The following is an 18,057-nucleotide window of genomic DNA, read 5'->3' as shown; positions in this document are numbered from 1 at the left end:
GGACAATGGAAAACAATAAGGAAAAGATGGAAGGGCTGATCTACCTGGAAGATGGATCTGTGTATAAAGGACATGGATTCGGCTTTCGGGGAACAAGAACAGGTGAACTGGTATTCAATACTTCTATGACCGGCTATCAGAAGATATTGACCGATCCTTCCTATAAAGGGCAGATTATTACAATGACCTATCCCCTTATAGGCAATTACGGGATCAGCAGTATTGATAATGAATCCGGAGGCATTCACGCCCTTGGTCTGGTGATAAAAGATTTATGCAGCCAGCCATCCAACAGCAACAGTGTGATGACGCTGGACACCTGGCTGCGGGAACAGAAAACCCCGGGAATCTGGGGAGTGGATACGAGAAAGATTACGAAGAAAATCCGTACGGAAGGAACGGTAAAATGCGTAATCAGCAACGAGGGCATTTCGATTGAACAGGCCAGAGAGATTTGTGAAGCTTCCACGCTGCGGGGCGACTGGATGAAAGAAGTTTCCACTGTGGATCGGGTGACCCTGGGCGCGGGAGGAACCTATAAGGTGGCGGTACTGGACTTCGGCGTTAAGATGAGTATCCTGAAAGCCCTGATGGAACGGGGATGCGAGCTGGAGATGTTTCCTTACGGAACCTCGGCGAAGGAAATTCTGGACTATCATCCGGACGGCATTTTCCTGACAAACGGGCCGGGAGATCCGGAGGAAGCTACCGAAGCGATCCGGGAAACCGCGGTTCTTCTGCGGGACGCGGATGTGCCGATTTTCGGAATCTGTATGGGGCATCAGATTCTGGCCCTGGCGGCGGGCGGTCAGACTTATAAATTGAAGTATGGACACCGGGGCGGCAACCATGGCGTATATGACAAAGATACAAAGCGTTCTTATATTACTTCTCAGAACCACGGTTACGCGGTAAAAATGGAAAGCATCATGCTCAACGGTATGGAAGTGACCCATCTGAACCTGAACGATGGAACCGTAGAGGGAATGGAGCACAGAGAACTTCCGGTGTTTTCCGTGCAGTTTCATCCTGAGGCGTCTCCGGGACCCAATGACAGCGTATATCTGTTTGACAAATTTGTAACTATGATGAAAGGTGGTAAGGAGAATGCCTAGGAAAGCGTCTTTAAATAAATTGCTTATTATCGGTTCCGGCCCGATTATTATCGGCCAGGCGGCAGAATTCGATTATGCGGGGACACAGGCCTGCAAAGCGATTCGGGAAGAAGGAATCGAAACCATTCTGGTCAACAGCAACCCGGCGACCATCATGACCGATGAAGGGATCGCGGACAAAGTGTATATGGAACCTCTGACAGAGGAGGCCATGGAACAGATTTTGGAAAAAGAGCGGCCGGATGGAATTCTGGCAGGGTTTGGCGGTCAGACCGGTTTGAACCTGGCGATGTCCCTGGAAGAGCATGGCATTCTGGAAAAATACGGAGTGAAGCTGCTGGGGGTGAACCGGGAAAGCATCGAAAAGGCGGAAGACCGGGAAGAATTCAAAAAGCTGATGCAGGAAATCGGAGAACCGATTCCCCCAAGTGTAATCGCTACCAGTATGGAAGAATGTGAGGCTTTCGTTAAAAAAATCGGATATCCGGTTATCATCCGTCCCGCTTATACGCTGGGAGGAACCGGAGGCGGCGTCGCTACAAACGATGACGAGCTGCAGCTGCTGTGCCGGAGAGGAATGGAAAACAGCGCCATCGGGCAGATTCTGCTGGAAAAATCCGTCGCGGGGTGGAAAGAAATCGAGTATGAAGTTATGCGGGACAGCCGTGATAACTGTATCATTGTCTGCAGTATGGAAAATCTGGATCCGGTGGGCGTACATACGGGAGACAGCATTGTTGTGGCACCGACCCAGACTTTGCGGGATGAGGAGTATCAGATGCTGCGGGATTCCGCGGTGAAGATTATCCGCAGCCTGGAAATCGAGGGCGGCTGCAATGTTCAGTTTGCTCTGAATCCGGACAACGGAGAGTATATTGTAATCGAAGTAAATCCGAGAGTAAGCCGTTCGTCGGCGCTGGCTTCCAAGGCGGCGGGGTATCCGATCGCCAAAATCGCGGCCAAAATCGCCCTTGGATATAATCTGGATGAATTGAAAAATTACGTGACCCAGGAGACCAGCGCCTGCTTTGAACCGGTTCTGGACTACTGTGTGGTCAAGTTCCCCAAATGGCCCTTTGACAAATTCCGCACCGCTTCCAGAAAGCTGGGGACTCAGATGAAAGCTACGGGTGAGGTCATGTCCATCTGCAGGACCTTCGAGAGCGCCCTGCTGAAGGCTCTCACTTCTGTGGAAATCAAGTGTGACGGTCTGCGGATTCCGTTCGTTTCCAATCTGGACAACGAAAAGCTGATGGAAAAGCTGGCGGCGTGCGACGACGAACGTATTTTCTGCATCGCGGAAGCTTTGAGAAGAAAGCTGATTGACGTGGAGGGGCTTTATGACCTTTTGAAAATTGACCGCTGGTTCCTGAAAAAAATCAAGGGAATTATCGATCTGGAGGAAGCGCTGCAGACCCAGCCGCTTACCAAGGAACTGCTGTACGAAGTTGAGTCCAGAGGATTTACAGATAGCGAAATTCTGCGGCTTTCCGGCGTGTCCAGGGAGGTTCTGCAGGATATCCGTATCTACAACGATATCTTCCCGGTATATAAAATGGTCGACACCTGTGGAGGAGAGTTTGACGCGGCCACCCCTTACTATTATTCCTGCTATGATGAAGAGGACGAGGTGGAGGTTTCTCCGGAAGAAAAAATTCTTGTGGTCGGCTCGGGACCGATCCGGATCGGCCAGGGAATCGAATTTGACTACTGCTGTGTGCAGGGCGTCTGGGCCATTAAAGATCTGGGATATGAAGCCATCATTATGAACAATAATCCGGAAACCGTGAGCACGGACTTTGACACTTCGGATAAGCTGTATTTTGAGTCGCTTCATATTGATAATGTAATGAACGTGATAAAGAAGGAGCGGCCTTACGGCGTGATTCTGCAGTTTGGCGGACAGACGTCCCTGAATCTGGCGGAAAAGCTCAACAGCCGCAGCATTCCTATCCTGGGAACGCCGTACAAGTATATTGATCTGGCGGAAGACCGGGAAAAATTCTGTGAGCTTCTGGAGGAAATCGGAATTTCCGTGCCTGAGGGACTTGCGGTAACCACGGCGGAAGAAGCCTTCGCGGCGGTGGAAAAGCTGGGCTATCCTCTGGTGGTGCGTCCTTCCTACGTAATCGGTGGAAGAGCGATGCAGGTTGTATACAGCGATGTGGAGCTGAAACGCTATCTGAAGGAAGCGGTTTCGATCTCCACGGAGCATCCGGTTCTTATCGATAAATATGTCCAGGGAAAGGAAATTGAGGTCGACGCCATCGCGGACGGGGAAGACGTGCTGATTCCGGGAATTATGGAGCATATCGAACGAACCGGCGTCCATTCCGGTGACAGCATTTCCGTATATCCGCACTTCACCCTTTCCAAAGAGGTGGAGGATACCCTGATCGATTATACGAAACGGATCACAAAGGCGCTGCACATTACGGGACTTGTGAACATCCAGTACGCTTACGACGGAAAGAAAATTTACGTGATTGAGGTAAACCCGCGGGCTTCCAGAACCGTACCGATTTTGAGCAAGGTAACGAAAGTCCCGATGGTAAAGCTGGCAGTGGCGGCTATGCTGGGACACAAACTGCGGGATTCCCAATACGGAACCGGGCTTTACAGGAGAGCCGATTACTATGCGGTAAAGGTTCCGGTGTTCTCCAACGCCAAGTTGACCAATATGGATATGGCTTTGGGGCCTGAAATGAAATCCACCGGTGAAGTGCTGGGCATTGACAAGGATTTGAGCAAAGCGATTTACAAAGGATTCCTCGCGGCGGGGACGAAAATTCCGACAGAGGGCAATATCTTTGTAACGCTGCGGGATCCGGATAAAAACGCGGGAACCGCCAAGACCTTGAAACGGTATGAACAGGCAGGATTTAAGCTATATGCTTCCGAAGGCACCGGGGCTTTTATGCACAAGGAGGGCATTGCCGCGGAAGTCATTCCTTATGAAAAGGCAAAGGAGATGATTGGGGAAGAGATCCAGATGGTAATCAACACTCCGAAGGTTGCCAATCGGCCGGAGAGCGATACGTTCCCGATCCGCAGAAAAGCCATTGAGCGGGGGCTTCCGGTCCTCACCTGCATGGACACTGCCGCGGCATTTTTAATCGCTATCAGCCTGAAGCAAAAACATACGCGTCTGGAGTACCATACGTTGTAAAAACAGAAAAAAGACCGGAATTAAAACCGGTCGCTGTAATTGAGCATATTTCTGAGCCGTCTCGTTTGAGGCGGCTTTTTTCCGCCATGGAGACTGGAATAGTAAACAATGGCGCAATGGAATTCTTTTTCAGAGGTGTGTAGAATCGCGTAAGAGCCTTCGCTTCCGTCCCGGGGCTGGGAGAGACTTCCCGGATTGACAAGATAGATCCCGCTTTCTTCCTCATAAAACGGAATATGGGTGTGTCCGAATAAAACGGCGCGGCAGCCGAGTTCCTGCGCGCGGTAAAGCAGATTAAGAGGGCTGATTTTGACCTGATCCATGTGTCCGTGGGTCAGCAGGAGTTTGCCATATTCCGTATCCACAATGCGGTAATCTTCTCTGCTGTAAGATCCGTCCATATTTCCTTTTACTCCGATGACCTCCACTCCGAAGATTTGAGCGAGCCGCTGAGCGTCTTTCTCATAATCGCCAAGATGAAGAACCAGGTCCACATCCGTCAGTCTGTTCCATACTTCTTCCGCTTTTTCGGTTCTTCCATGGGTATCACTGATGACAAAAATTTTCATAACAATGGGCCTCCTTTGGTAAAAGCATTGTAACACAGGACAGGCGTGTTGACTAGAGCGGAAGGATAAGGTAAAATAATTTCGACTTGGACAAGCGGGAGGAAACAGAAAAAATGAGAATTGAATTCAAAGACGCGACAGTACCGTCAAAAGAGGAAATCCTCAAACAGGCAGAGGGACAGAAACGTGTCGTTCTGGCAGGAAAAGAGCCTCTGAAGCGGACCGGGATCATTGATATCGTCCGTAAGCTTCAGAATGAAGAAATTTTGATTGAGACCGACGGGCAGGAACTTTCAGCGATGGCGGAAAAATTAAAAAAGGCCGGGCTGACCGGCGTGATGATCAATGTCAATACCATGCGGTACACACGCTATAAAAGATCCCATGACGGCATGCAGCTGGAGCCGGTGGTGGAAGGGATCAACAAAGCGGTTGATCAGCGGCTGAAAGTGCGGCTTCAGGTTTCTTTAGAAAAAGGATTCAGCGATGATGAAATTCTGGATTTTGTGCAGCTGACCTTTCAGCATGATTACGAGATTGTATTTCTGCCAACCATGCCCTATGAGGAAATCAAGGCAAAGCTGAGGCTTCGCCCGGTAGAAGGGGATTTCGGCGATGTGGACATGTTTAAATACGCGGCAGCGATTGGAAAAATTGGATTTTTGAAGGATTGTGAATAAAAAGACATAGCGGAAACGCACACTTTTTAATGGATCCGCCCCAAGCAGGGGCGGATTTTTCGTAGACAGATGTTGTTATATTTCTTCGATCAGATAGACTCCTTCAAAATTTCCAAATTCCTCTACTGCCTGATTATGGGAGATCCCTTTGGGGAGAATCATGGAGAGGTGAAAAGCGATTCCTTCTTGCATGATCGGATTCGCCTGGCTCAGATGCGTTTCATAAAAAGCGGCGTCAATGGAGCGGACATGCCGGATAAAAGCGCGGAAGTGCTCGACGGAATCAATTTCAATGTAAAGGTCGATGGCATGGGACTTTTTGTAAAAATGGTTTTCCACCTTTGGGAGCAAAGCGAGGCTGGCGAAAATTACGACGGCGGCGACTACCGCGCCGGAATAAAATCCGATTCCGAGAGCCAGGCCAAGGCAGGCCGAAGCCCAAAGCCCCGCGGCGGTCGTGAGTCCTTTTATCTTGTGCCTTCCGGTAACCAGGATCGTGCCGACACCCAGAAAACCGACGCCGGTTATAACCTGCGCGCCGAGACGGGCAGGATCCCCGGTTCCGTATGTCTGGCAGAGATACGCGTTTGTAAGCATGGCAAGAGCGGAACCGACGCAGACGAGAATATGCGTACGGAACCCGGCGGGGTGGCGGTTGGCACCCCGCTCCAGCCCGATAATACCGCCGAATATGACGGCAAGAACAAGACGCAGAGCGGTTGAGAATAAATTTACATCATAAAAGATATCCGGTAAGGAAATCATCATTTAGCTCCTTTTTGCTTTTATTATATGCGCAATACCGGTTTGGGGCAAGAGCGGAAAATAGGAGCTTTCCGGGTTTTATCAGGAAGAAGTGAGAAAAAACGGGGTTTTCTGGCGAAATTTCAGATTCTGTGTTAAACTGTAGAAATAGAGCATAGGAGGATTTTCATGTATAAGGAATTAGTAAAACTGAAGATCGATCTGGGGCTGCGCAAACCGTTCAGAAGAGAAACCAGCAGAACGCTGAAGCGCCTGAATGAAATGGATTACATATACGGAAGCATGGAACTGGACGGTACGGAGCTTTCCAAAAAAGAAGTGGAAGGAATTATGGCAGGGGATATCCCACGGGAGGCGTCTTTAAAAGATTGTGTGTTTATTAAAAATTATATGAATACATTAGAACTGATGCGGGACTGTCTGACGCTGAAATGTAGTCTGGACAAAACGCTCCTGCTTAAATTTTACAGTTCCCTTATGGGAAAGGATTCCGGATTTCGCAAGTCGGAACCATTTGTCCAGGAATGGAAGTACGTTCCGCCATATCATGAAGATATTGAAAGCGGAATTGAAAAACTGTTTCGGGAAGCTTACCGGATCGGAGCAAACGAGATGCGCCGCGCGGCCGCGATTCACTGCGGCATCTTGCGGCTCTATCCATTTGAAGAATATAGCGGAGCCATGGCAAGGCTGGCGATGAACTATTATTTGGAGGAAAAAGGATTTTTCCCCGTGGCCCTTGGATACAACCGGGAAGAATACCGAAAGACCATGACGGAATGTTTAAAAGATAACGATGACGCGATTTTTTTCTGGGGTTTGGAGCGGGCTGAGTATAATAAAATGATACAAGTCCTGCAGATCGTTGAACATGATGAAGATGTGTATGGAAAAGGGGACGAACAATAAGATGCGCTGAACATTGCAAGCAAGGTCAGGCATATTAAGGGAGTTTTGGGATTCTAAAAATATTTAAAAAATACAGCAAATTAGTTGTAGATGACAAGGAAAAAAAGACAAATTGATAGAAAATTTAGAGAGTTTCCCCTTTAGGGGAATATCAGGGGCATAGCTGTAAAATGTGTCGAAAAATGTTTAAATTTCAATGGAATTTCGATTTATACCTTAAAAGGGACAAGGCGAGAAAGATTTCTTAGAGTCTTTATTTTTGATTCTTTACATTTAAAAGAAATCGTTTATAATATAGGGTAATAACAAAAAAGTTACAACTTGATGAGGGCAGTCTGGCTGGTAGGAGCGGGCTGTAAATAAAAAGTTGTATTTGGCAGAGGAGAGGTGGCAGGAATTGACTTATGCGTTGGGCGTAATCGCAGGACTCGTCTTCGGAGGCATTATGGGACAGCTTAAAAATCTGTTTATCTGGCGGAGATATCTGCGGGAGAGCGCTTCGGAACATGCAGGACCAGAGAACTTGGGCAGCCTGTATACCAGATCGTTTATCAGTTATGCTGTGAACCTCCTGGTGCTGGCAGCCGCTTTTTTTTCAAGAGACATCCTTCCTTTCAATGGAATCGCGTTTCTGGTAGGAACAGCGGTGGCACTTGCAACCATGAACAAAGTTCTGGCTTTTGAACAGAAACGACAGGAACGTAAGGGAAAGGAGCGTGAACAATGATATGATTGAGACTTTAAATTCGCTGGGAATTTCAAATGGAATGATTACCAGCGCGGCGATTACAATTGTGCTGTGCGTGCTTTCTATCATAGCGGGAAGACGCCTACAGACGGTTCCGTCCGGTTTGCAGAATTTCGCGGAATGGGCGATTGAGAGCCTGTACCGCTTTTTCGGAGATATTATGGGGGAACGCACGTGCAAAAGGTATTTTCCTCTGATCGCGACGCTGTTTATTTACATTTTGGTTTGTAACTATTCCGGACTGCTTCCGGCTTCCGGGCATGTCCCCGGCTTGACGGCGCCGACCAGTTCGATTAACTGTACGGCAGCGATGGCAATTATTGTTTTTGTTATGATCCAGATTTCGGGAATCCGGAGCCATCATGGCGTCCGTTATTATAAACACTGGTTTCAGCCTTTTGCGTTCCTGTTCCCGTTAATGATTCTGGAAGATCTGATAAAGCCGGTATCGCTGACACTGCGACTTTACGGAAATATATATGGCGAGGAAACTGTAACGGCTTCCTTTTTCGATTTAATTCCGATTGGCCTTCCGGTTGTCATGCAGGCATTGAGCGTTCTGATGGGTCTGATACAGGCGCTGGTATTCTCGCTGCTTGCGGCGATTTATATTAAAGAAGCGCTTCCGGAAGATGAGGAGAGGCTGGAAGCTCCGGCCTAAAAAGCGCCGGAGGAATAAAGAGATGCACTTTATATGTTTCTACGCGGACAGTAACACTGTTTCGCTGAAAAAAGATAGATAATTTACTAATTTTGAAAGCTGAAAGGAGAATGAATTATGGGTTTAATAGCAATTGGAGCAGGTTTGGCAATTGGATTAGCAGCAATCGGTCCTGGAATCGGACAGGGGCTGGCGGCAGCGAAAGCTCTGGAAGGAATGGCGCGGCAGCCGGAAGCGGCCGGTATGCTTCGTACGAATATGATTCTTTCATTTGCGTTTATGGAATCCCTGAGTATATACGGACTTCTCGTCGCGTTCCTGCTGTTCGCGCAGATGTAACAGGAAGCGGCTGTTTCCTGAAAGCTTCGGTTGAACGCGGACGGGAAACAAAATCAGTTATGCAAAGGGAGGTGAGCCGATGGTTGAAGCTTTAGGGCTTAGTTTGACAGAATTTGTATTTTATGTAATCAATTTTCTGATCTTGGTAGGACTGCTGACGAAGTTTCTGTACAGACCTTTTTTGAACATGCTGGAAACAAGAAAACAATCCATCCAGGATGCCCTTGATAACGCGGAGTTAATTAACCGCAGGGCCGATGAAAAGATGGAAAATTATGATCGGCAGATTGTGAAACTGGAAGAGCAAGGGCGCGAGATTATCAAAGAAGCGAAAGAGCGGGCAGAGAAGCAGGCGGATGAAATCATAGAGGAAGCTCATTCGAAAGCGAATTCCATTATTGTTGCCGCGGAGCGGCAGGTTGAACTGGAAAAACAGAAAGCTTTGGAAGAAATGAAGCAGCAGGTTGCCACGCTGGCGCTGCTTGCCGCTGAAAAGATTGTAGAGCGGAGCATCGCGCAGGTAGGACAGGATCAGATTGTAGACGAGATCATCGAACAGGCAGGTAAGAGACAATGGCAGAATTAACGATTGCTACAACTTATGGCAGCGCCTTATTTCAGGCTGCCAGTGAAGCCGGAAAGGAAGACCTGATTTTAGAGGAATCGGAACAGGTTCTTGAAATATTCAAACAGGAACCTGATTTCTATGACTTTTTTAACTATCCGGGGATCTCTGCCAAAGAAAAAAAAGAGGTTTTAAAAAATGTTTTTGAAGGAAGGATCAGCAGGGAACTGTTAAACCTTCTCTATATTTTGATAGATAAAGGAAGAACCTATCACTTCCCTAAAATCGTGAAAGCATTTAAAGAATTCGTCAACCGCAAAGAAGGTGTAGCGGTGGGAACGATTTATTCGGTTCAGCCGCTCAAACCGGAGCAGCTTGCCAAATTTGAGGAAGAAACCTCGGCGCTTCTAAAAGAAAATACGAAGTTGGAAAATAAATTAGATCCAAAGCTGATCGGGGGTGTAAAGATCCTGATAGACGGTCGTATTATCGATGCTTCCATACGAAAGCGTTTTGAGGATCTGGGAAGCAAAATAATCTAACAGAGAGGAGATAGCCATATGAACTTACGGCCTGAAGAAATAAGCGCTGTCATAAAGGAACAAATTAAGAATTATGAAAATCGGCTGGAAATATCCGATTTCGGAACAGTCATACAGGTCGGTGACGGTATTGCCAGAGTCTATGGACTGGAAAAGTGCATGGCGGGGGAACTTCTGGAGTTTCCGGGAGAGACCTACGGAATGGCGCTGAATCTGGAAGAAGACAATGTGGGAGCAGTAATACTGGGCTCCGACCAGGAGATTAAAGAAGGCGACATCGTCAAACCGACCGGAAAGGTTGTTGAGGTGCCGACCGGACCGGAAATGATAGGGCGTGTCGTAAACGCGCTGGGACAGCCGATTGATGGAAAGGGGCCGATTACTGCCGCGGAACACCGGCCAATCGAATATCCGGCGCCGGGTGTTTTACAGAGGAAATCGGTACATGAGCCGCTTCAGACGGGAATCAAGGCAATCGACTCGATGATTCCTATCGGGAAGGGGCAGCGGGAACTGATTATCGGTGACCGTCAGACCGGGAAAACAGCGATTGCCATTGATACCATCATTAATCAGAAAGAAGAAGATGTGATCTGCATCTATGTCGCCATCGGACAAAAACAGTCCACCGTCGCGCAGCTTGTGCAGACACTGGAAAATAAAGGGGCGATGGATTACACGATTGTAGTATCCGCTACCGCTTCGGAAGTTGCCCCGCTGCAGTACATCGCGCCGTACGCGGGATGCGCGATTGGCGAGCATTTTATGTATGAAGGAAAGGATGTCCTTATTATTTACGATGATCTGTCAAAACACGCGGTCGCTTACCGGGCCATGTCGCTGCTTTTGAGAAGACCTCCAGGAAGGGAAGCTTATCCGGGAGATGTATTTTATCTGCACAGCAGACTTCTGGAACGGGCGGCCAAGCTTTCTGATGAGCTTGGCGGAGGCTCTATTACAGCGCTGCCGATTATTGAGACCCAGGCAGGGGATGTATCCGCCTATATTCCGACTAATGTAATTTCTATTACGGACGGACAGATCTTCCTGGAAACAGAATTGTTTTTTACCGGGCAAAGACCGGCTGTAAACGCGGGTATTTCGGTATCCCGCGTGGGCGGAAACGCGCAGATCAAAGCAATGAAGCAGGTTTCCAGCAAAATCAAGCTGGAACTGGCCCAGTACCGGGAACTGGCGAATTTTTCCCAGTTTGGCTCGGATGTAGACGCGGAGACCAAAAAACGTCTGGATCACGGGCTGGTTCTGATGGAGATTCTGAAGCAGCCGCAGTACCAGCCGATTGCGGTGCAGCATCAGGTAATGATTATTTACGCGGCTATTAATAACTATTTGGCGGATCTGGAGATTGATCAGATCAAGAGCTTTGAAAAGCAGCTGTTTGAGTTTATGGATACCCAGTATCCGCAGGTGGGCAAGTCAATTAAATCCACCGGGAAACTGGATGAGGAATCGGAAAAACAGCTGCAGGAGGGGATCGGACTGTGCAAGAAATCATTTTTAAGACTTTCTGTATAAGCCGGGAGCCGTACAGCCGTGTATCAGAGAAAAGGGAGGTGAGGCAATGGCAGCTAGCAACATGCAGGATATAAAGCGGCGTATCAAGAGTGTTACCAGCACGGAGCATATTACAAACGCTATGAAACTGGTGTCCGCCGGTAAACTGAGGAGGGCCAAAGCCACCTTTGAAAAGACAAATGAAAACTTTCATTATATTACCCATTCCATTGCCGAAATTTTCAATAACAGCAGCGATGTGCCCCAGCATTATCTTTTGGGAAACCGTGAGATAAAGACGACTTGTTATATTATTGTGACCAGCTGTAAGGGACTTTGCGGCGGGTTTAATTCCAATGTGATTAAGGAGGCGGAACGAGAAATTCTGGCGGATTGGGAAAAACCGGTGATTGTCGCGATTGGGACCAAGGGGAAAGAATACTTTGAAAAACGGGGATATGATATTTACAGCGAATATCTGGCTCCGCCGGAAAGCATCTCTTTCCTGGAAACCCAGAAAATGAGCCGACCGATCATTGAAATGTATAATTCGGGAGAGATCGATGAAGTGGTGCTGATCTACACATCGTTTATCAGCAGTCTGGAGCAGGAAGTGAAAAATGTAACGCTGCTCCCCTTTGACATTGAACGTGACCCGGAAATTATGAAACTGGATAAAATGGTGGAATATGAACCTTCCGTGGAAGAAGTGTTCAACTATCTGGTGCCAAAATATGTTGAGATGATGATCTACGCGGCTGTAGTAGAGTCCGCCACCTGCGAACACGCGGCAAGGCGTATGGCCATGGAAAACGCTACGGACAATGCCAGGGAAATGCTGAGCAATCTGTCGCTTTATTATAACAGAGCGCGTCAATCGGCAATTACCGATGAGATTATTGAAATCGTGGCAGGTTCAGAAGCACAGAAATAAAATAGGAGGTAGATATGGGCAAAGGAATCATACATCAGATTATAGGGCCCGTTATTGATATTAAATTCGCTCCGGAGGAGATTCCGGAGTTGCTCCACGCGATCAATATCGACTTTCAGGGAAGAACGATTGTGGCGGAAGTTGCGCAGCACATCGGAGATGATGTAGTACGCTGTATCGCGCTTTCTTCGACTGATGGACTGACACGGGGCATGGAAGCCGTAGATACAGGCGCTCCGATTAAAGTTCCGGTGGGCAAGGAAGTCCTGGGCCGGATGTTTAATGTAATCGGCGAGACCATTGATGAAAAAGGCGCGGTAGAAACAGAACTGCGGGCGTCCATTCACAGGGCGGCGCCTGAATTTGAAGAACAGGATACGACCGCGCAGATTTTTGAAACCGGTATTAAAGTTATCGACTTGATTGCCCCTTATACGAGAGGCGGAAAAGTAGGACTGTTCGGCGGGGCGGGAGTAGGAAAGACCGTACTGATTCAGGAGCTGATCAGCAATATCGCGAGAGAACATGGCGGAATTTCCGTTTTCGCCGGTGTAGGGGAGCGTACCAGAGAGGGAAACGACCTGTATTATGAAATGATCGAGTCCGGTGTAATCAACAATACCGCTATGGTGTTCGGACAGATGAATGAGCCGCCGGGAGCCAGAATGCGTGTCGCTTTGACAGGATTGACAATGGCGGAGTATTTCCGGGATACGGAAGGACAGGATGTACTGCTGTTTATTGATAATATTTTCCGATTTACCCAGGCCGGATCTGAAGTATCCGCGCTGCTTGGACGCGTGCCGTCGGCGGTAGGATATCAGCCGACGCTGGCTACGGAAATGGGAGCTTTGCAGGAAAGAATCACTTCTACGAAGAAGGGGTCCATTACATCGGTACAGGCTATTTATGTTCCCGCCGATGACCTGACAGACCCGGCTCCGGCAACGACCTTCGCGCATCTGGACGCGACGACGGTACTTTCCCGCGCGATTACCGAGCTGGGAATTTATCCGGCGGTTGATCCTCTGGAATCAACCTCCAGAATTATGGATCCGCTGATTTTAGGGGAAGAACACTACAATACCGCAAGAGGCGTGCAGGAAGTGCTGCAGAGATATAAGGATCTGCAGGATATCATTGCCATCTTGGGTATGGATGAGCTGTCGGATTCCGACAAGCTGGTTGTAAACAGAGCCAGAAAGATTCAGAGATTCCTGTCCCAGCCGTTCAGCGTAGCCGAACAGTTTACGGGAACTCCGGGCAAATACCTGCCTCTGAAGGAAACCGTAAGAGGGTTCAAGGAAATTCTGGAAGGCAAACATGATGAAATTCCGGAATCCATGTTCCTGTTTGCCGGAGGAATTGATGAAGTTGTAGAAAGGTTTGAGAACAGCCATGAGTAAACTGGTAAAGCTTGAGGTCATTACCCCGTCGAAGGTTTTTTACAGGGGAAAGGTGCGGCTTCTGATCGCGCGGACACTGGAAGGCGATGAGGGCTTTATGGCGGGACATTCCTGGGCGTGTAAGCTTTTGGATATCGGAGAGCTTTGGATTCTGGAAGAGGATAAAGGGAGTTATAATGATGATGATTTCCGCGTCGCGGCGATCGCGGGCGGGTTTATTGACGTAAAAGACAGCATTATCATTTATACGGACGCGGCGGAATGGTCCGAAGATATTGATATGGATCGGGTTCTCAGTGAAAAGGCGAAGGCTGAGGACTGGCTGACTCACGAAACAAAACACGATCCAAACGAAATTGAGCGCGCGAGAATTGCCATCGCGAAGGCAATCACGCGGATGAATGTTGCGGAAGGCGGCGCCAGGAGAAAGCGCTGACCACATTTGGAAAACAAAAAAAGATCGTTCTCCCATCTGTGGAGAAGATCTTTTTTTATAATGTAGGAAATATCGCTAAAACGATATTTCCGGAATTTCAAAGAAAGTACCTTAAATGCGCTGACCCTTGCGGTCAGCATGTGGAAATAGGAATCTTTGATTCCGTCATTTCCACTTTTTTTATTGTGCGCATTCTGCGCAACGTTTGAGAAAAGGCGCGAAACAGAATGTTACGCTTTCGCGTAAATTGTCTTTGTTGTAATTCCAGGCAGGGCGCCTAATTTGCCGGAAAGCGCGCTGATGGTATCTGCCGGGGCTTCCATAGCGATGCTGATAATGGAAAGCTCCTTAGACGGATGCGGGATACCCATACGTCCGATGATCGAGTCTTTATATTCATGTAAAATTGAATTCAGTTTGTCTACAGAATTCATGTCCTCAACGACGATTCCAATTAACGCGGTTCTTGTTTCCATAATGAGTTCCTCCTAACGTGTGATATGCAATAACCAGCTTCTTTGTAATCCATGATACCATTGTTTCCACTTTTCTACAAGAGAAAAGATGAGCCCGGATATGTAATAAAAACGTATTTGTAGCCAGAATCCATAAAAATGGTGAAGTGGATACAAAAGTTGTGGGTTTGGGGATTCGAGTTTTCGAAAATCACGCGAATTTACCGAATTTCCAAGACTCCGATCCTGTGAAAAGGAAAGTTTTGTATCCACTTGGTAGTATAGAGGCTGAGTGGATACAAAACTGGGAAGCGGTTAAAAGGCTCAGATCGGGAAACGGGAAGAATGAGGACTGAGATAGGTGTCAATGCAGCGCCGGATATGGCCGAAATGGAGCGGATGTTCTTTTGTTTCAAAGGTCATGATCAGGTTCATCCCCAGAAGATAACCGCTGTCCGCGTAAACTGCCAGTTTGTTCATCGCTTCATAGGCATATCCGGGATTATCCATCATCCCGAAGTGTTCCCAGAAAATAAGCAGACGATGCATCGGATGGACAATACAGAAGTCAGGAGCGCAGGTGCGGTTGCCGACCCGAATGAGCGGCTCATAATGAAAAGACAAATCTGCTCTTTCCAGCATGGTCGCAATGTCGGCCTCTGCTTTGGAGCGGGTAAGGAGGCCTCCTTCTGAATAATGCTTTCGAGCTTCCAGGAACGCGGTATTGGTTTCGTAATCCATCTGTGCCCATCGCTGGGGTGAACAGTCGCCGGGAAGAAGGAGGGCGCTGCAGTCATAGTCCTCTTGGTAATGGGGAAGCAGGGAACTGCCGATTGCGAAGGGATCATAGATCTGAAAACGGGAAATGGCAGATTCCAATTGCCCGCAGTTGCTTTCCAAAACAGGGAGCGCTTCGGAAAGATACCTTTTGGTTTTTAAATCGTAAATAAGCTGTTCCCGATTTGGCAGTCTCAGGGAAATCGGAATTTGATCGCGCTTTCCGTTGACCCGGACTACTCGGTAGTCATACTCTCCGCGATGTGAGAGATACCCGTCAGGCAGCGTTTCTTTCAGCGCGTGAAGCCGATGAAGATGAGAACGCTGGCGGTTATATTCTTTATGCAGTAAATGTAGTAATGTTAATTGTTGAAACATGTGAAACCTCCTTAAATTAAATGGAAATTAATTACATTATATACAAATAATGCATAAAATCAAGGGAGAATTTACAAAAAAAGTAAAAAAATTATAGCAGCCGGGTGATATTTTGCCATATTGTAGCCAGAGTCTATGAAAATGGTGAAGTGGATACAAAAGTTGTGGGTTTGGGAATTCTTTTTTTTGAAAATCGCGCGAATTTGTCAAATTTCCGAAACTCTGATCCATCAAAGGGGAAAGTTTTGTAGCCACTTAGCTGTATAGAGGCCAGGTGGATACAATATGAGACAATGGAGAAAAATAAAAGAAGCCGCGCGTTTGCGCGGCTTCAGCTTATTATTTACTCTTCGTAATTTGTTCTCGGCGTGTAATGGGTATGGAGCAGTTTGTGAGCCTGTTTTCCATTTGCCATTCCCAGGAACTCTTTGTAGAGTTTCTTGACAGCCGGGTTGTTATGGGATTTCCGCGTAAACATTTTGCGGTCCTCCTGGTACAGAGACTTCGCACGTTCTGCCTTGATGTCGATCCAGTTGCGGACATCGGAGAGCTGCAGAGGCTGACCTCCGCCGTTGATGCAGCCGCCAGGACACGCCATGATTTCCACAAAGTGGAACTGTTCTCCAGCGCGGATGGCTTCCATCAATTTTCTCGCGTTGCCCAGTCCATGCGCAACCGCGGCGCGTACCTTCAGATCCGCGATCTGAATGGTCGCGATTTTAATCCCTTCCAGTCCGCGAACTTCTTCGTATTCGAAATTATCCGCGGAAGAATCGTTTAAGATATCCGCTACAGTTCTCAGCGCCGCTTCCATAACGCCGCCGGTTGTGCCGAAGATGGCTCCGGCGCCGGATGCTTCACCAAACGGGTTGTCGAAGTCACTGTCACCCAGATCCGGGAAGTCGATTCCCACGTCGTAGATCATCTTACCCAGTTCTCTGGTGGTAATAACCGCGTCTACGTCAGGAAGTCCGTCAACCTGCATTTCCGGTCTTGCGGCTTCAAATTTCTTCGCGGTACAAGGCATTACGGAAACAACGAAAATATCCTTCGGGTCGATTCCTTCCTTTTCCGCGTAGTAGGACTTCAGAATCGCTCCGAACATCTGATGTGGTGATTTACAGCTTGAGAGGTTATCCAGCATATCCGGAAAATTATGTTCGCAGAATTTGATCCATCCGGGGGAACAGGATGTAATCAGCGGAAGTTTGCCGCCGCCGCGGATACGGTCGATGAGTTCGGCTCCTTCTTCCATAATTGTCAGGTCCGCGCCGGTATCGGTATCGAATACCCGGTCAAATCCCAGCATTTTCAGTGCGGTTACCATCTTTCCGGTTACCGCTTCACCGATATTCATATTAAACTCTTCACCGATAGCAACCCGGACAGCAGGAGCGGTCTGAACTACCACATGCTTGTTCGGATCGTAAATCGCTTCCCATACCCGATCCGCGTCGCTCTTCTCATGGAGAGCGGCTACCGGGCACACGTTGATGCACTGTCCGCAGTTGGTACACGGCGTGTCTTCCAGCTTGAGGCCGAAAGGAGAGCCGATTACCGTATCAAATCCGCGGTTCATGGTATCAATAACCGCTACCGTCTGAATGTTTTTGCAGGCGCTGACACAACGTCTGCAGAGGATGCATTTGTTCGGGTCACGGACAATGGATACGCCGACATCCAGCGGAAGCCGTTTTTTGTCGCCTTCAAAGCGCACATTGGAAACAGAGAGCTTGTTGGCCAGAGCCTGGAGTTCGCAGTCCATCCAGCTTCTGGTACAGGTCTGGCACATAGCGTCGTGGTTGGACAGAATCAGCTCCAGATTTACCTTTCTGGCTTCGATTACTTTCGGCGTATGGGTGTAAACTTCCATACCTTCTCTTACCGGATATACGCAGGCAGCCTGCAGCGCTCTCGAGCCCTTGACTTCCACTACGCACATACGGCAGCATCCGATTTCGTTGACGTCCTTCAGGAAACAAAGGGTCGGAATTGTAATGTTTACCTCTTTTGCCGCCTGCAGGATCGTGTAATTTTCGGGTACATATAATTGAATTCCATCTATTGTAATATGGACTTTGTTCATAGTTTCGT

General features: G+C 48.1%; 18 protein-coding genes. 13 read left to right on the top strand and 5 right to left on the bottom strand.

Going from position 1 to position 18,057, the window contains the following annotated elements; all coding sequences use genetic code 11:
* The first annotated feature begins 5 nt into the window (after nt 1-5).
* Nucleotides 6-1,115 (top strand): glutamine-hydrolyzing carbamoyl-phosphate synthase small subunit, encoded by a 1,110-nt coding sequence (gene carA / locus H9L42_RS11050; RefSeq protein ID WP_465270660.1) that lies wholly within the window; start codon nt 6-8, stop codon nt 1,113-1,115.
* Nucleotides 1,108-4,284 carry a carbamoyl-phosphate synthase (glutamine-hydrolyzing) large subunit gene (gene carB, locus H9L42_RS11045; RefSeq protein WP_187303454.1) on the top strand — a complete coding sequence of 1,059 codons (3,177 nt, stop codon included), beginning with the start codon at nt 1,108-1,110 and terminating at the stop codon, nt 4,282-4,284. The genes carA and carB overlap by 8 nt, the downstream gene beginning before the upstream one ends.
* 20 nt (nt 4,285-4,304) lie before the next feature.
* Here carB and H9L42_RS11040 read toward each other — a convergent pair whose 3' ends face one another.
* Nucleotides 4,305-4,853: a metallophosphoesterase family protein gene (locus H9L42_RS11040; protein WP_187303453.1), complete on the bottom strand. Its 549-nt coding sequence runs from the start codon at nt 4,851-4,853 to the stop codon at nt 4,305-4,307.
* A 113-nt stretch (nt 4,854-4,966) separates the two neighbouring features.
* Here H9L42_RS11040 and H9L42_RS11035 point away from each other — a divergent pair, with 113 nt between their 5' ends.
* Nucleotides 4,967-5,533: a radical SAM protein gene (locus H9L42_RS11035; protein ID WP_187303452.1), complete on the top strand. Its 567-nt coding sequence runs from the start codon at nt 4,967-4,969 to the stop codon at nt 5,531-5,533.
* A gap of 75 nt (nt 5,534-5,608) precedes the next feature.
* On the opposite strand, the gene H9L42_RS11030 is transcribed toward H9L42_RS11035, so the two are convergent.
* Nucleotides 5,609-6,301, bottom strand: a complete 693-nt coding sequence (locus H9L42_RS11030; RefSeq protein ID WP_187303451.1) for an MgtC/SapB family protein — start codon at nt 6,299-6,301, stop codon at nt 5,609-5,611.
* A 165-nt stretch (nt 6,302-6,466) separates the two neighbouring features.
* Between H9L42_RS11030 and H9L42_RS11025 the strand changes: the two genes are divergently transcribed.
* From H9L42_RS11025 to H9L42_RS10980, 10 genes are all read left to right on the top strand, one after another.
* Nucleotides 6,467-7,207, top strand: a complete 741-nt coding sequence (locus H9L42_RS11025) for a Fic family protein (RefSeq protein WP_187303450.1) — start codon at nt 6,467-6,469, stop codon at nt 7,205-7,207.
* A gap of 397 nt (nt 7,208-7,604) precedes the next feature.
* Nucleotides 7,605-7,934 (top strand): hypothetical protein, encoded by a 330-nt coding sequence (locus tag H9L42_RS11020; protein ID WP_187303449.1) that lies wholly within the window; start codon nt 7,605-7,607, stop codon nt 7,932-7,934.
* A 1-nt stretch (nt 7,935) separates the two neighbouring features.
* The gene (atpB, locus tag H9L42_RS11015; RefSeq protein ID WP_187303448.1) at nt 7,936-8,616 is read left to right on the top strand and encodes a F0F1 ATP synthase subunit A; all 681 of its coding nucleotides are present in this window, start codon (nt 7,936-7,938) and stop codon (nt 8,614-8,616) included.
* A 117-nt stretch (nt 8,617-8,733) separates the two neighbouring features.
* Nucleotides 8,734-8,955: an ATP synthase F0 subunit C gene (gene atpE, locus H9L42_RS11010; protein ID WP_187303447.1), complete on the top strand. Its 222-nt coding sequence runs from the start codon at nt 8,734-8,736 to the stop codon at nt 8,953-8,955.
* Nucleotides 8,956-9,034: 79 nt separating this feature from the next.
* Nucleotides 9,035-9,541 carry a F0F1 ATP synthase subunit B gene (gene atpF / locus H9L42_RS11005; RefSeq protein ID WP_187303446.1) on the top strand — a complete coding sequence of 169 codons (507 nt, stop codon included), beginning with the start codon at nt 9,035-9,037 and terminating at the stop codon, nt 9,539-9,541.
* Nucleotides 9,529-10,062: an ATP synthase F1 subunit delta gene (gene atpH, locus H9L42_RS11000; protein ID WP_187303445.1), complete on the top strand. Its 534-nt coding sequence runs from the start codon at nt 9,529-9,531 to the stop codon at nt 10,060-10,062. The genes atpF and atpH overlap by 13 nt, the downstream gene beginning before the upstream one ends.
* A gap of 18 nt (nt 10,063-10,080) precedes the next feature.
* Nucleotides 10,081-11,598 (top strand): F0F1 ATP synthase subunit alpha, encoded by a 1,518-nt coding sequence (atpA, locus tag H9L42_RS10995; RefSeq protein ID WP_187303444.1) that lies wholly within the window; start codon nt 10,081-10,083, stop codon nt 11,596-11,598.
* Nucleotides 11,599-11,644: 46 nt separating this feature from the next.
* Nucleotides 11,645-12,511 (top strand): ATP synthase F1 subunit gamma, encoded by an 867-nt coding sequence (gene atpG / locus H9L42_RS10990; protein WP_187303443.1) that lies wholly within the window; start codon nt 11,645-11,647, stop codon nt 12,509-12,511.
* Between the two features lie 14 nt (nt 12,512-12,525).
* On the top strand, nt 12,526-13,917 hold the full coding sequence (gene atpD, locus H9L42_RS10985; RefSeq protein ID WP_187303442.1) for a F0F1 ATP synthase subunit beta: 1,392 nt from the start codon (nt 12,526-12,528) through the stop codon (nt 13,915-13,917).
* Nucleotides 13,910-14,353, top strand: a complete 444-nt coding sequence (locus H9L42_RS10980; RefSeq protein ID WP_187303441.1) for a F0F1 ATP synthase subunit delta/epsilon — start codon at nt 13,910-13,912, stop codon at nt 14,351-14,353. The genes atpD and H9L42_RS10980 overlap by 8 nt, the downstream gene beginning before the upstream one ends.
* A 230-nt stretch (nt 14,354-14,583) precedes the next feature.
* Here H9L42_RS10980 and H9L42_RS10975 read toward each other — a convergent pair whose 3' ends face one another.
* The 3 genes from H9L42_RS10975 to H9L42_RS10965 all read right to left on the bottom strand — a co-directional run bounded on the left by H9L42_RS10975 (nt 14,584) and on the right by H9L42_RS10965 (nt 18,049).
* Complete coding sequence (locus H9L42_RS10975; RefSeq protein ID WP_187303440.1) at nt 14,584-14,829, bottom strand: TM1266 family iron-only hydrogenase system putative regulator; 246 nt, start codon at nt 14,827-14,829, stop codon at nt 14,584-14,586.
* Between the two features lie 303 nt (nt 14,830-15,132).
* Nucleotides 15,133-15,963, bottom strand: a complete 831-nt coding sequence (locus H9L42_RS10970) for a hypothetical protein (protein ID WP_187303439.1) — start codon at nt 15,961-15,963, stop codon at nt 15,133-15,135.
* Nucleotides 15,964-16,306: 343 nt separating this feature from the next.
* Nucleotides 16,307-18,049: an NADH-dependent [FeFe] hydrogenase, group A6 gene (locus H9L42_RS10965; protein ID WP_187303438.1), complete on the bottom strand. Its 1,743-nt coding sequence runs from the start codon at nt 18,047-18,049 to the stop codon at nt 16,307-16,309.
* Between the last annotated feature and the right edge of the window lie 8 nt (nt 18,050-18,057).

It is taken from the genome of Zhenpiania hominis (assembly GCF_014333425.1).
GTDB lineage: Bacteria > Bacillota > Clostridia > Peptostreptococcales > Anaerovoracaceae > Hominibacterium > Hominibacterium hominis.
This window is presented reverse-complemented; position numbering and strand designations above follow the sequence as displayed.